14 protein-coding genes are annotated in these 13,831 nt (G+C 31.0%); 5 read left to right on the plus strand and 9 right to left on the minus strand.

Features of this window, described 5'->3' with window-relative positions; genetic code table 11:
• Positions 1 to 46: 46 nt before the first annotated feature.
• The 5 genes from V7R38_RS02515 to V7R38_RS02535 form a co-directional block, all read right to left on the minus strand.
• Positions 47 to 217 (minus strand): hypothetical protein, encoded by a 171-nt coding sequence (locus V7R38_RS02515; RefSeq protein WP_334055909.1) that lies wholly within the window; start codon positions 215 to 217, stop codon positions 47 to 49.
• 10 nt (positions 218 to 227) lie between these two features.
• Positions 228 to 2,024 carry a translation elongation factor 4 gene (lepA, locus tag V7R38_RS02520; protein WP_015481914.1) on the minus strand — a complete coding sequence of 599 codons (1,797 nt, stop codon included), beginning with the start codon at positions 2,022 to 2,024 and terminating at the stop codon, positions 228 to 230.
• A 112-nt stretch (positions 2,025 to 2,136) separates the two neighbouring features.
• Positions 2,137 to 2,412, minus strand: a complete 276-nt coding sequence (locus V7R38_RS02525; protein WP_334055910.1) for an EF-hand domain-containing protein — start codon at positions 2,410 to 2,412, stop codon at positions 2,137 to 2,139.
• Positions 2,413 to 2,418: 6 nt separating this feature from the next.
• Complete coding sequence (locus V7R38_RS02530) at positions 2,419 to 2,697, minus strand: EF-hand domain-containing protein (RefSeq protein WP_334055911.1); 279 nt, start codon at positions 2,695 to 2,697, stop codon at positions 2,419 to 2,421.
• Between the two features lie 3 nt (positions 2,698 to 2,700).
• On the minus strand, positions 2,701 to 3,798 hold the full coding sequence (locus V7R38_RS02535) for a TolB family protein (RefSeq protein ID WP_334055912.1): 1,098 nt from the start codon (positions 3,796 to 3,798) through the stop codon (positions 2,701 to 2,703).
• Between the two features lie 43 nt (positions 3,799 to 3,841).
• Between V7R38_RS02535 and V7R38_RS02540 the strand changes: the two genes are divergently transcribed.
• From V7R38_RS02540 to dusB, 5 genes are all read left to right on the plus strand, one after another.
• The gene (locus tag V7R38_RS02540) at positions 3,842 to 5,065 is read left to right on the plus strand and encodes a M28 family peptidase (protein WP_334055913.1); all 1,224 of its coding nucleotides are present in this window, start codon (positions 3,842 to 3,844) and stop codon (positions 5,063 to 5,065) included.
• Between the two features lie 23 nt (positions 5,066 to 5,088).
• A complete protein-coding gene (locus V7R38_RS02545) occupies positions 5,089 to 5,472 on the plus strand; it encodes a hypothetical protein (RefSeq protein WP_334055914.1) in 384 nt (127 codons plus the stop codon).
• A 419-nt stretch (positions 5,473 to 5,891) separates the two neighbouring features.
• Positions 5,892 to 9,353: an Ig-like domain-containing protein gene (locus V7R38_RS02550; RefSeq protein WP_334055915.1), complete on the plus strand. Its 3,462-nt coding sequence runs from the start codon at positions 5,892 to 5,894 to the stop codon at positions 9,351 to 9,353.
• A 36-nt stretch (positions 9,354 to 9,389) separates the two neighbouring features.
• Positions 9,390 to 9,791 carry a DUF4345 domain-containing protein gene (locus tag V7R38_RS02555; RefSeq protein WP_015481907.1) on the plus strand — a complete coding sequence of 134 codons (402 nt, stop codon included), beginning with the start codon at positions 9,390 to 9,392 and terminating at the stop codon, positions 9,789 to 9,791.
• Between the two features lie 6 nt (positions 9,792 to 9,797).
• Complete coding sequence (dusB, locus tag V7R38_RS02560; RefSeq protein WP_015481906.1) at positions 9,798 to 10,799, plus strand: tRNA dihydrouridine synthase DusB; 1,002 nt, start codon at positions 9,798 to 9,800, stop codon at positions 10,797 to 10,799.
• A gap of 246 nt (positions 10,800 to 11,045) precedes the next feature.
• On the opposite strand, the gene V7R38_RS02565 is transcribed toward dusB, so the two are convergent.
• The 4 genes from V7R38_RS02565 to rbfA are packed head-to-tail and all read right to left on the minus strand — an operon-like array spanning position 11,046 to position 13,811.
• Positions 11,046 to 11,633: a hypothetical protein gene (locus tag V7R38_RS02565; RefSeq protein WP_334055916.1), complete on the minus strand. Its 588-nt coding sequence runs from the start codon at positions 11,631 to 11,633 to the stop codon at positions 11,046 to 11,048.
• Complete coding sequence (locus V7R38_RS02570; RefSeq protein ID WP_334055917.1) at positions 11,633 to 12,145, minus strand: hypothetical protein; 513 nt, start codon at positions 12,143 to 12,145, stop codon at positions 11,633 to 11,635. The genes V7R38_RS02565 and V7R38_RS02570 overlap by 1 nt, the downstream gene beginning before the upstream one ends.
• Positions 12,146 to 12,197: 52 nt before the next feature.
• Complete coding sequence (locus V7R38_RS02575) at positions 12,198 to 13,400, minus strand: ABC transporter permease (RefSeq protein WP_334055918.1); 1,203 nt, start codon at positions 13,398 to 13,400, stop codon at positions 12,198 to 12,200.
• A gap of 15 nt (positions 13,401 to 13,415) precedes the next feature.
• Complete coding sequence (gene rbfA / locus V7R38_RS02580; RefSeq protein WP_015481902.1) at positions 13,416 to 13,811, minus strand: 30S ribosome-binding factor RbfA; 396 nt, start codon at positions 13,809 to 13,811, stop codon at positions 13,416 to 13,418.
• Positions 13,812 to 13,831 lie beyond the last annotated feature (20 nt).

Here is a 13,831-nt window from a genome sequence, read left to right on the forward strand (position 1 = left end):
TTTAATTTCTTAAAGAGGTTTTCTGTATTTTATATTTAGTTTTAGACTATTTCTTTTGTTGCTTTTTCTTTGGTAAAATACCAAACGTAAATGCAATTCCAACAGCCATTAGCATACCTGCAATGAAATCTAAAACATCGTTACTAAAATTAAAAACAATTAAGTAAAGAGTACTTACTGCTAAAATTAAAACACCAATAATTCTAAATTTATTCATTTAGCTTTTGTTAATCGTTCAGTTTTAAAACTGCCATAAATGCTTCTTGTGGAATTTCCACATTACCTACTTGACGCATTCTTTTCTTACCTTTCTTCTGCTTTTCTAATAACTTACGTTTTCTAGAAATATCTCCTCCATAACATTTTGCAGTTACATCTTTACGCAAAGCTTTTGTGGTTTCTCTAGCAATAATCTTGGCACCAATTGCAGCCTGAATAGGAATATCAAACTGTTGTCTAGGAATTAACGTTTTTAATTTTTCTACTATTTTTTTACCAATAGTGTAAGCATTGTCTGCATGTAATAAAGCAGAAAGTGCATCTACAGTATCCCCATTTAATAGAATATCTACTCTTACTAATTTCGATTCTTTCATACCTATTGGATGATAATCGAAAGAAGCATAACCTTTAGAAACAGTTTTTAAACGATCGTAAAAATCGAAAACAATTTCTGCCAAAGGCATTTCGAAAATAAGTTCTACTCTTTGGGTAGTTAAATACGTTTGATTTACAATTTGCCCTCTTTTTTCGATACAAAGAGACATTACTTGCCCTACAAAATCTGATTTAGTTACAATAGAAGCTTTAATAAAAGGCTCTTCTACTCTATTCAGTTTAGAAGGTTCTGGTAAATCTGAAGGATTATTAACAATTAATATTTCGTTTGGCTCTTTGTTTGTAAATGCATGGTAAGACACGTTTGGTACAGTAGTAATTACTGTCATGTTAAACTCACGTTCTAAACGTTCTTGAATAATCTCCATATGCAACATTCCTAAGAATCCGCATCGAAAACCAAAACCTAATGCTGCAGAACTTTCTGGTTGAAACACCAAAGAAGCATCATTTAATTGCAGTTTTTCCATAGAATAACGCAACTCTTCATAATCTTCTGTATCTACAGGATAAATACCAGCAAAAACCATTGGTTTTACATCTTCAAAACCATCAATAATTTCTGTAGTTGGTTTATGTGCATCTGTAATAGTATCACCTACCTTTACTTCTTTTGCTGTTTTGATACCTGTAATCAAATACCCAACATCTCCTGTTTTTACAGATTTTTTTACAACCTGACTTAATTTTAAAGTTCCTACCTCATCTGCAAAATAATTTTTGCCTGTAGCCATGAATTTAATTTCTTGACCCTTTTTTATTTCGCCATTAATTACTCTAAAATACGTTTCAATTCCTCTATAAGAGTTGTAAACTGAATCGAAAATTAGCGCCTGTAAAGGAGCATCTGGCTCACCTTTTGGTGCAGGAATTCTATCTATAATTGCCTCTAAAATATTGTCTACACCAAAACCAGTTTTACCACTTGCGTGTATTACTTCTTCTGGGTCACAACCTAATAAATCTACAATATCATCTGTTACTTCTTCTGGATTTGCAGAAGGTAAATCTACTTTATTTAAAATTGGAATAATCTCTAAATCGTTCTCTAAAGCCAAGTATAGGTTAGATATGGTTTGTGCTTGTATACTCTGTGCAGCATCTACAATTAATAAAGCACCTTCACAAGCAGCAATTGATCTTGAAACTTCGTATGAAAAATCTACGTGACCTGGAGTATCAATTAAATTTAAAATATAAGGCTCTCCATTATGAATAAAATCCATTTGAATTGCATGTGATTTTATGGTAATTCCACGTTCACGCTCCAAATCCATATTGTCTAATAACTGATTTTGTTTTTCACGTTCAGTTACAGAGCCAGTATAATCTAACAATCGATCTGCTAAAGTACTTTTACCATGATCTATGTGCGCAATTATACAAAAGTTTCTAATGTTCTTCATACTTCGTTTTCTAACTACTTTCAATCTACAAAGATATGCTATTTACACACCTTCTCAAACAAAAAAAGTACAACGAAAATCATTGTACTTTAACTTTAATTTTGAGTTGAAATTAATAGTCTCTTTTTAGTTCTGAAATAGCTATGTTAAACTCTTCTTTATTGATGGTATCATCTCCAGACTTATCATAACCTTTGAGCATTTCTCCTGCAACCATACCTCTAATAAAACCATTTACACCTGCTTCTTTTAGCAAATCCTTAATTTCATCTTTGTTTAAAGCACCATCTTTATCCTTATCAAAATTTAAAAAAGCTTCTTCTGAAGTCGCAAATTTGGTGGTAATTAATGTATGTATATCTCTTAAAATATTTTCTTTTGCTCCCATTTTTATTTATTCTTTAATTCCAGATTCTTTAATGGCTTCTTGAAATTCATCCCAACTTACTAAATCATCTTTATTTTGATCGAAACTTTGCATCATAAATTCTGCAACCAAACCTCTAATTAAGCTACTTACTTTGGCTTCTTTTAAAAGTACTTTAAAATCACTTTTAGTTAAAAAACCATCTTTATCTGCATCATAAAAATCGAAGGCCTGTTTAGGGTTCGTAAATTTACTTCGCATTAAAGCTTCTATATTCATTAAGATTTTTTCTTTTGTCCAAGCCATAATTTAGTCTTGCCATTCTGCAATAAACAGATTCGTGTCTCTACCTCCTCCATTATTTCTATTTGAAGAAAAGGCTAGTTTTTTACCATCGTTAGAAAAAACAGGAAATGCATCAAAAGTTTCACCATGTGTAACCCTTTCTAAATTTTTACCATCTATATCTATTAAATATAAATTAAATGGGAAGCCTCTTTCTGCCTCAAAATTCGATGAAAAAAGAATCTTTTTTCCTGAAGGATGAAAAAACGGACTCCAATTTGCGTTTCCAAGATCTGTTAATTGTCTTAAATCAGAACCATCAGCATTACAAATATAAAGCTCCATTTCTGTAGGCTCTACTAAGCCCTCTGCCAACAAATCTTTGTAGGCTTTAATTTCCTCTTCTGTTTTTGGTCTAGAAGATCTAAAGATAATTTTTGTACCATCAGGTGAAAAGAAAGCACCACCATCATAACCCAATTCGTTTGTAATTTGTTTTACATCAGAACCATCAATATTCATGGTATACAATTCTAGATCTCCACTTCTTGTTGATGTAAAAACAATTTTATCGCCTTTAGGGGACACAGTTGGTTCTGCATCATAACCCACTTCATTAGTAAGTTGTTTTACAATATTACCTTCTAAATCTGCCACAAAAATGTCGAAACTATCATAAACAGGCCAAATGTATTTTCCGTTTTTACGAAGAGGAACTTCTGGGCACTCTTCATCTACCAAATGTGTAGAAGCGTAAATAATATGTTTGTTATCAGGTAAAAAATAAGCACAAGTTGTACGTCCTTTTCCTGTAGAAATCATTGGTGGCATGTTGTTCTTAAAATTCTCATCTGCATTCATTAAAAACATTTGGTCACAACCAACATTCCACTTTGTATAATTAGATTGAAAAACCAATTGCTTGTCATCAAAACTCCAATAAGCTTCTGCATTATCTCCACCAAAGGTTACTTGTCTTAAACTTTTAAAGTGTTTTTCTTCAGGATATATTAAAGAATCTTTAGCAACCTCTACTTCTGAATTTGAAACTACTTTTGGTTTTTGTTCTTTTTTGCAAGAAAACATCAATAAAGCTAATACTACAAAGGAAATAATTCTCATTTTCTATTTTATTAATTAACTTTACAAAAATAATATTATCATTATGAAATACAGTATAATTCTAATCTTTTTGAGCATTTTAGTTTCTTGTAAACCAGAAATTAACCAAGAAAACCGAATAAAAGAAGATGTAGCTTTTTTAGCTTCTGATGCCTTAGAAGGCAGGCAAACAGGCACTGAAGGTGAGAAAAAAGCTGCTAAATACATTTCAGAAAGATTTGCAGAGTTGGGTTTATTAGAAAAAGGCACTACCAACTATTTACAACCCTTTACATTTAAACCAAAAACCAATCCTCATGATGAAGTAAAGTTCGATGTAAATGGTGATGGAACTATTACAGGAAACAATGTAATAGGTTATTTAGACAACCAAGCAGAAAATACCATTATTATTGGCGCACATTACGATCATTTAGGTTTTGGAGGTGAAGGTTCTTTGTACAGAGATTCTATAAAAGCTATTCATAATGGAGCAGATGATAATGCTTCTGGTGTTGCCATTCTTTTAAATTTGGCTGCCAAGCTTAAAGACAAAAATACCAACAATAATTATTTATTCATGGCATTTTCTGGAGAAGAAATGGGCCTTTTAGGTTCGAATTACTTTGTAAAAAACCCAACTATTGATACCAAAAAAGTATCTTATATGATAAATATGGATATGGTTGGCCGAATGAAAAAAGATTCTACGTTAGCTGTTTATGGTACAGGAACTTCGCCAATTTTTAAACAAGTTTTAAAATCTCATAATGATAATTTTAAACTAGTTCAGCAAGAATCTGGTGTTGGCCCAAGTGATCACACAAGCTTTTACTTGGCAGATATGCCTGTATTACATTTTTTTACGGGGCAACATGAAGACTATCATAAACCAGGTGATGACTCAGAAAAATTAAATTATGAGGGTATGTATTTAATTTCTGATTACATCTATGCTATTATTTCTGATTTAGATGACAATGGAAAGTTGGCTTTTAGAAAAACAAAAAACGAAAGTGATAGCACTCCTCGTTTTAAAGTAGGTTTAGGTGTAATTCCAGATTATTTATTTGATGGTGTAGGCATGAGAATTGATGGTATTTCTGAAGATAAACCAGCACAAAAAGCAGGTTTACAAAAAGGTGATATTGTAATTCAATTAGGTGACAGCACTGTTACAAATATGATGAGCTACATGCGTGCACTATCTGTTTTTGATAAAGGCAGCAAAACAAAAGTTGTTGTTAAAAGAGGAGAAGAAAAAGTAGAGAAAGAAATTAATTTTTAAAGAGGAATATAATTAGTAAAGTTATGCAAGCACGAAAAAATAAAATCATTATTATTTTTGTATTAGCTACATTATGTATTGGTTTTGGTAGTTATACATATTTTAAAAATTCATCAAGCACAAATACACAAACAATACAATTTACGGGTACAACAGAAGAATTTTATGCAGAAATTCATAAAGACCCCTTAAGTTGGACAAATAAAACTGTTTCTTTAAAAGGTAGAGTTACTTTTATAACTGCAACAAGTTTTACGCTAAATAGCCAGGCTTTTTGTAAATATCAAAAACTAGATAAACTTATAAAACTAAATCAAAAAGTTACCATTAAAGGTAAAGTGGCTAAATATGACAGTTTGATGGGTGATTTGTTTTTAGAACAATGTGTTATTCTAAGCATTGATTAAATCAGTTTCAAATATATTTTATGATTTACTAAGCTGTTTGTGTTGTTCCAAATACAATGAGCAATAGGCGTGTATAATCTATTTTTGAAAAAGGCAACACAACTAAAGCACTTAGCACAAGAAGAGTTTAAAAAGCTGAAAAGGAAGTTAATTTCTAAGATCTAAAGCTATTTCTCAGTCCAAAAAAGGAGAATTAAAACTGGTGCACCACTTGACTGTCAATTGTTTATTAAATTTAAATCATTAAAAAAATATCATTTTTTAGTGATTACTTAAATTTTTATTATTAGATTTGATTTCGAATAAATGAACACTTTATGTGTTTTTTATACAGCTAAACAAATTACTAAACCCCTTAAAACCTACTAACCCCTTAACTACAAACTAACCCCTTTTCCAACTTTTTAACCCCTAACCTAATGACTACAACATTACCCAATGCTTGTAAGTTATACGTATATAAAAAATATATACTTATAACCTGCATTCTTCTAACGACTGTTAACTCTTTAGCACAATTTAACCCTGAAAGTTTAACTTATTTTGAAGATTTTGACAATCCTGGTTATCCAGCAAATACACCTACAGGTGCCTATTGGTCTTTTTACAACGAAATTCATCCCAATCAAGATTCTTGGAATAAATTTATTCCTGGAGATGGTAATGCCTACATACAAGTAGATGCAGATATTACTAACGATTTAGATTGGATTCATCCTTTTCAAACTTTAATTTTTGGTGGTGTTGCAGAAAATCATCGTCTTGAAGTGAGAATGAAAGGTGCAGTTGTAGATGGTGGATTAGTAGGTTTTTTATTTACCTACAATCAAGAAGGCTCAATATTTAATGAAGTAGATATAGAGGTTGTTGCTAATGATAGTGCCACTCCTTCTCATGAAACTTTACCAGAAAATAATGGCTGGACAGATGCTAGATTCAACACATGGAGAAATGCAAACGAAAATTCTGCACGCCCTTTTACAGGAACTAAGAAAGCTATTCTTAATGATAATAATGAAAAGATTTCATTGATAGACGATCAGTTTCATACCTATACTATTGATTGGAGAGCAGATAGAATTGATTTCTTTATAGACAACGTTTTACAAGAAACCATTACTACAAATATTGCCACAGGAAAATCTGAAGTTATTTTTGGCTTTAGACAATTACCTTGGGCTAATGATTTTAATTGGAGTGGAACTCAGACTATGGTTATCGACTATTTAAAAATAGAACCAATTGAGGTGGAAACTTTTGCTGCAGATGATAACTTTATCACCGAATTTAATACGCCAATTGATTTAGATGTTTTAGAAAACGATACAAAAAACACTTCAATAATTTCTTTTGATAACAATTCTGTAAACGGAAATTTAATAACAGAAAGTAATAACGTACTAACCTTTACACCTGCAAGCGGATTTTCTGGAAACGATAGTTTTACCTATACTTTAGAAGATTCAGAAGGGGTGCAAGCAACAGCAACAGTTACTGTAAAAGTAAACGAAAGACCTTTAGAAGCAGCAGATGATGCTATTACCATAAATGTTGGTAGCTCTGATATTGCTATTGATGTTTTAGCAAATGATTTTTATGGTGAATTTGGCGAAAACCCAACACATCCTTTAACACTTCCAGGTGGTAAAATTGCAACTGCCAGCGATAATGGTGCACCTATCAGTGTTTACAATGGAAAAGTGTATTACACTGCTCCAGCAAATTTTGCAGGTATAGATACGTTTGTGTACACAATTACAGATGCCAATGGTTATGCAGATACTGCAACAGTTACCATAACTATTGGAGGCGATTATCCTGCAGAAGCTGCAAATGACAATTTTTCGATAGATGTAGATTCTGCAACTAGTTTAGATGTTTTGGTTAACGACTTACCAGAAAATGTAAGTATAGTATCTGTAGATGCGAATAGTAATCAAGGTTTCACATTATCTATAGAGAACTCAGCAATTTTATATACCCCAACTAATGGTTTTATAGGTATGGATGAGTTTACGTATACCATAGAAGATGCTGATGGCAATCAATCTAGTGCAATAGTATCATTAACGGTTGAACCAAAAACGGTAAATTCAAGTTCATTAGAAGCTATAGACGATACCATAAGTGTAAATATTGGTAGTGAAAATAATGTGATAGAAGTCTTAGCCAATGACAATTATGGAGTAAATGGTATGAACAGCTCTCACCCATTAACATTAACCAATGGTAAATTAGTTACTGCCAGCAATAATGGTGGAACTATAACTGTTGCTAATGGTACAGTAATTTACACAACTCCCTTAAATTTTGTGGGCTCAGATTCATTTACCTATACCATTACAGATGCAAAAGGTTTTGCAGATTATGCCACTGTAAATATTACTGTTGGTGGAGATTTGCCTGCGGATGCTAAAGATGATAATTATACCATAAAAATAGACGAAAGTACAAGTTTAGACGTGCTTGAAAATGATTTTCCAACAACTGCTACAATTGTAAATTTTGATAATTCCAGTGAACAAGGTTTTACCATTTCTTTGGTAAATACAGAACTTGTTTATGAACCTATAAACGGTTTTGAAGGCAATGATAGTTTTAGCTATACCATAGAAGATGCAAATGGAGTGCAATCTACTGCCACAGTCACCCTAATTGTAGAAGAAGAAATTATAGAAAGTGGACCAATAACAGCCGTAAATGATACTTTAGCGCTACTTGCTGATAGCAGTAATATTAGTATTGATGTTTTAGCCAATGATAGTTTTGGAACTTTTGGACCTAATGAAAATCATCCATTAACCTTAACCAATGGTAAATTAACTACAGAGAGTACTAATGGTGGTTCCATTAAAGTTTTAAATGGCAATATTGAATATAATACACCAACAGGTTTTACAGGTATAGATACTTTTGAATATACAATTACAGATAAAAAAGGATTTGCCTCTAAAGCCAATGTAAGAATTACAGTAACCTCAGAACCTTTAGAAACAAAGGCCAATGATGATACTTTTACAATTCACATAAATTCAGCAACAGCCTTAGATGTTTTAGAGAACGACATTACAAACGATGGTACTATCATTGCTTATGATGCTTTAAGTACTGAAGGTTTTACTATTTCTAGGGATAATCATTTAATGGTATATGCACCAACAGGAGATTTTGAAGGTGAAGACTCTTTTACCTATACCATAGAAGATAATGAAGGGGTACAATCTACTGCCACTGTTTTCTTAACAGTTGAAGAAGAAGTGGTTCAAACAGGAACTGTAGATGCTTTAGATGACGAAATAACAGTAACCGAAAAAAGTGAAGATATACTTATAGATGTTACTGCAAATGACAATTATGGTGCAAATGGTAAAAACTCTTCTCATCCTTTAACGTTAACCAATGGTAAAATGGTTACAGCTAGCGATAATGGAGGTGATATTCGTGTTATTGACGGACAAATTAATTATTCTACTCCTGCCAATTTTGTGGGTACAGATACGTTTACTTACACAATTACAGATGGAAATGGTTTTGCAGATTCTGCAATTGTTACTATTACTATAGTTGGTGAAGCTGCCTCTAAAAATGGTAGTTTAAATACATCAATAGAAACAGATAGCAACTTAGTATTTAACGAATTTGATGTATACCCAAATCCTTCTATTGGAAACTTTAAAAGTATTTTATTTAGTGATGTGAACACAAAAGCCAACTTAATGATATCAGATATTACTGGTAAAACCTTGTTTTCATCAGCGGTTACTATTCAAAAAGGTAAAAATGAGTTCGATTTTAATTTAGATTTAAGTTCAGGAGTTAAATTTGTTCGTATTGTGAGTAGTCAAGTAGATTTTGGAATTAAAAAACTAATTATCAAATAAGCTATCTTTACAAAAGAAAAGCTTAAAGGTAAGTAGATGCTAAAAACGAAACAGGAATTTATACAAAAAATACATCTTATTATTTCTGTATGTATTGTAATTCCTGTTGCGTTTGTTTATGGCTTCAACCCTAGTTCAGAATTCGAAATCTACCCAGAAACGTTAGATGAGCAAAATGCATTTAAAGCTATTATGGGTTTGTATTTGGGATTTGCCCTACTTTGGCTTTTAGGCATCATAAAACCAAAATTTTTAAAAACTGCTTTAGTAACCAATATGATATTTATGTTGGGTTTAGGTTTTGGTAGAGTGCTAAGTTTTGTATTAGATGGTTCACCAACCTTCGGCTTTTTATTTGGTATGTATGCAGAACTATTTCTAGGTTTTTACGGTCTTTGGGTTTTAACATATAAAAACAGTAATTTTGCAAAAAATTAATTCGTTTTGGTAAAAATTGATCAAATAGAACTTCCTGACTTTCCATTGCTACTTGCACCAATGGAAGACGTGTCTGACCCACCTTTTAGAGCTTTGTGTAAAGAAAATGGTGCAGATGTAGTGTATACCGAATTTATATCATCAGAAGGTTTAATAAGAGATGCTGCTAAAAGTGTAATTAAACTAGATATTTACGAGAAAGAAAGACCTGTAGGAATTCAGATTTTTGGTGCGAATTTAGATTCGATGTTAAAAACAATAGAAATTGTAGAAAAATCGAATCCAGATATTATTGATATTAACTTTGGTTGCCCAGTAAAAAAAGTGGTTTCTAAAGGTGCTGGTGCAGGTATTTTAAAAGATATCGATTTAATGGTTTCTCTTACAGAAGCCATGGTTAAGCATACAAATTTACCTATTACTGTAAAAACAAGATTGGGTTGGGATCATGACTCAATACGAATTGTAGAAGTTGCAGAACGTTTGCAAGATGTTGGTTGTAAGGCAATTTCTATTCATGGTAGAACTCGTGCCCAAATGTATAAAGGTAATGCAGATTGGGTGCCTATTGCAGCTGTAAAAAATAACCCAAGAATGCATATTCCTGTTTTTGGTAATGGTGATGTAACTACACCAGAAAGAGCCATGGAAATGCGAGATAAATACGGTTTAGATGGTGCTATGATTGGTAGAGCATCTATTGGTTATCCTTGGTTTTTTAACGAAGTAAAACACTTCTTTAAAACAGGAGAGCATTTAGCAAAACCTTCTATTGCAGAAAGAACAAAAGTGGCTAGAAGACATTTGCAAATGGCTATAGATTGGAAAGGTGAACGTTTAGGAGTTGTAGAAACTAGAAGGCATTATACCAACTATTTTAAAGGCATTCCTCATTTTAAAGATTATCGTTTAAAAATGGTTACTTCAGATGATCCTGCAGATGTTTTTAAAACGTTTGATGAAGTTGAAGCTAAGTTTGGGAATGCATTAATACCAGATATTCGTTAACAAACCAATAATCTACATTTATCAGAATTTAAACGACAGTTAATAGTTAAGTATCTGATTAAATGTTTTATAACTTAAATAAATTTTATCTTTAGGGTATAGTAAAGGTTTTACAAACAACTTTTATACGCTAAATATTAATGAAACATAAAGTAAATCTCAATACAAAGTAAAACGAGATCACTAAAAAGAAACATTAATAGTTAACATCAAAAAACAATCTAGCTAGATTATTTTAAACTTTAATTATTCTAAAATTCTAAAGGAATTTACCATCTTTTGTACTTCAGGAAGATAGGTGTCATAGTATTTGGGCTCTGTAACATATTGTATGTTATACCCTATATTGGCTTCAAAAAAGAGAAAAAAACTTCTAGTATAATTTTTATTCGTATTTATTTTTTCTGTGTATTTTACAATATAAATAGAACCATAAATTTTATGCTTGCCTTTTAATAATAAATACTTGAATTTATCTTTTGGAAAATGTTTGCTGGTATAATCAATAAAATAGGACAAATAATCATCTATTGTATAAGCAGTTGAATTGCATTCATTAGCTATTTTATGCAAACCTATATACACATTAGCTTTATTATAGTAATTTAAAGAGTCTGTAAATTCTCCTTGCAAAGAATACCAATCTCCATAACTAGTTTTGCCATTTTTCCAGTCTTTAGGTTTATATATCTTGTAATTTAATTTTTGATTTGATTTTTGCAAACTATCTAATTTTTCAAAAGGATTTTCTCTACAAGATTTTTCTATTCTCTTAACAGATGAACAAGAAAGTATTGCTGCTAATAGGCTGAAAATTAGGACCTTTTTTATCATTATTCCGTAATTCTAAAAGTTTCTAGCATGCTAGTAAAATCCTCTACATAATTAGCAAACTCATCTTTTTGAGCAAAATAACTGATTCTGAAAGGTTTTGAATTGTAATAAAAATTAATAGCTAAACTCGTATAATTGTTACCTAAAAAAGAGGTTTTATAACTTACAACAGAATACTTTTTGTATAAATTATGCTCTTGATAACTTACATTTAAATTAGGATTTACATTTTTCGCAACTATATTTTTCACATATGCATTTGTAAATTCCTCTAAGTTTGTAATGTTATCATCTACCTTTAAATTACTTTCGTTCATTACACGAACTACTATATAAGGTTTCTGATTTATAGATATTTTTGGTTTGTAAGCAAACTGACTATGGGTATCTAAAAAACCAACCCAAGTATCTGGTATTTTTAAAGTATAGCCTTTTTCATAATTAGTATAATCTCCTGTTAAAACCTTTCCATTTTTAAGATATCTATTACGATTTGTACTAACGCAACTCATAAAAAATAGGCAGAACCCTATTGCATAAGTCATTTTAAAAAGTTTAAGCATATTATTTTTCAATGAATTTTTGGTTGATTCTACTGCTGGCTATTTTGGCTGCAACAAAACCTAATACTGTTATCGTAAATATAACAATTAATACATTATAAAACTGAAATTCTACTGGGTAAGCCAAGTTTTCAGTAATCATAAATAAACCAAAAGCATCTTGTAAAAACACAAGAATGATGCCCAAAAATAAACCTATCAACATACCAAAAAAGGTAAGTAAAAAGCCTTGATAGACAAATATCTTTTTAATTTCTTGAATGGTAGTACCTAAATTATAAAGGGTTTGTAAGTTTTGTTTTTTATCGATAATCATCATAATTATGGCTCCAATAACATTAAATAAAGCAATAATTATAATTAGAGTAAAAATTAGGTAAGACACAAAGTTTTCTGTGTTTATTACCTTGTAAAAAACCTCATTCAATTGCTCTTTAGTTTGCACTTTATAAGCACTACCCAATAAGGTTTGCAATTCTTCTGCTACAGTGTTAGATTGTGTAACATCAGCTAATTTAAGCTCTATGCCTGTTACTTGATTATCTTTAAATCTTAAAAGGTTTTTTGCCTGATTTAAAGTTACGTACACAAACTTATTTTCGAATTCTTCTGTACCTGTATACAAGCCCAAAATTTGCACATCTATTTTATAAAATGCATTGTTAGGGTTTATAAAACCTTTGCCTGGTTTTGGTATCATAACTGTTAATGGCCTACCATAACTATTAACACCCAAAGATAATTTTATGGCAATGGCTCTGCCAATAACTGCAGTATTTGTATATGCAGTATCTAACCAATCACCAATGTAAATAGATTCGTTTATTTTAGTAACATTGGCATAATTGGTATCTACACCTTTTATAAAAGCAACTTCATTTTTATCTCCATATTCTAAAAAAACACGTTCTTCTATTATTTTAGAATAAGTAACAATAGCTGAATTATCGTTTAAGATTTGGGTAAAATCATCTTCTATTAAAAACGATTTACCTTTTACCGAAGTTATTTTTAAATCTGGATCTGATGCATCTAATAAACTGTAGCTAAAAGTTCTTAAGCCAGAAAAACCAGACAAAATAATAAACAAGGCTAAAGAACTTACTATTACTCCAAATGAAGCAATTATAGTAATGATGTTTATAGCATTATTGCTAGTTTTTGTAAATAAGTATCTTTTGGCTATGTAGTAAGAAAAATTCAAAGAGTTGGTTTGAATTTATAATTTCTTTCTTCTTGGTAATACATCAGGATTTTTAATTGGGTCTTCATCTTGCCCACTTAAAGATTTATCTATCTCTTCTAAATAATCTAAGGTATCATCACCAAAAAATAACAATTCTGGCATTCTACGTAATTGATTTTTAGTTCTTTTTGCCATTTCATGACGAATTAAAACAGTGTTAGATTGCACACCTTTAACCAACTCATCTCTCTTTTCTGAAGGAAAAACACTTAGGTATACTTTTGCAACACCCAAATCTGATGTAACATGCACTTTAGAAACAGAAATAATTACACCCTTCATACCATCTTGTGCCGCTTTTTGCAACACATCTACTAAATCTTTTTGCAGCACACCTGCAATTTTTCTTTGTCTATTCGTTTCTTCCATGCTGCAAATTTACAATATTT

The organism is Polaribacter sp. P097 (assembly GCF_036864555.1).
Lineage (GTDB): Bacteria > Bacteroidota > Bacteroidia > Flavobacteriales > Flavobacteriaceae > Polaribacter.

Excerpts from the sequence above, each read along its gene's own strand:
- V7R38_RS02515 (WP_334055909.1), bottom strand. The coding sequence starts at position 217 with ATGAATAAATTTAGAATTATTGGTGTTTTAATTTTAGCAGTAAGTACT.
- lepA (WP_015481914.1), bottom strand. The coding sequence starts at position 2,024 with ATGAAGAACATTAGAAACTTTTGTATAATTGCGCACATAGATCATGGT.
- V7R38_RS02525 (WP_334055910.1), bottom strand. The coding sequence starts at position 2,412 with ATGGGAGCAAAAGAAAATATTTTAAGAGATATACATACATTAATTACC.
- V7R38_RS02530 (WP_334055911.1), bottom strand. The coding sequence starts at position 2,697 with ATGGCTTGGACAAAAGAAAAAATCTTAATGAATATAGAAGCTTTAATG.
- V7R38_RS02535 (WP_334055912.1), bottom strand. The coding sequence starts at position 3,798 with ATGAGAATTATTTCCTTTGTAGTATTAGCTTTATTGATGTTTTCTTGC.
- V7R38_RS02540 (WP_334055913.1), top strand. The coding sequence starts at position 3,842 with ATGAAATACAGTATAATTCTAATCTTTTTGAGCATTTTAGTTTCTTGT.
- V7R38_RS02545 (WP_334055914.1), top strand. The coding sequence starts at position 5,089 with ATGCAAGCACGAAAAAATAAAATCATTATTATTTTTGTATTAGCTACA.
- V7R38_RS02550 (WP_334055915.1), top strand. The coding sequence starts at position 5,892 with ATGACTACAACATTACCCAATGCTTGTAAGTTATACGTATATAAAAAA.
- V7R38_RS02555 (WP_015481907.1), top strand. The coding sequence starts at position 9,390 with ATGCTAAAAACGAAACAGGAATTTATACAAAAAATACATCTTATTATT.
- V7R38_RS02565 (WP_334055916.1), bottom strand. The coding sequence starts at position 11,633 with ATGATAAAAAAGGTCCTAATTTTCAGCCTATTAGCAGCAATACTTTCT.
- V7R38_RS02570 (WP_334055917.1), bottom strand. The coding sequence starts at position 12,145 with ATGAGTTGCGTTAGTACAAATCGTAATAGATATCTTAAAAATGGAAAG.
- rbfA (WP_015481902.1), bottom strand. The coding sequence starts at position 13,811 with ATGGAAGAAACGAATAGACAAAGAAAAATTGCAGGTGTGCTGCAAAAA.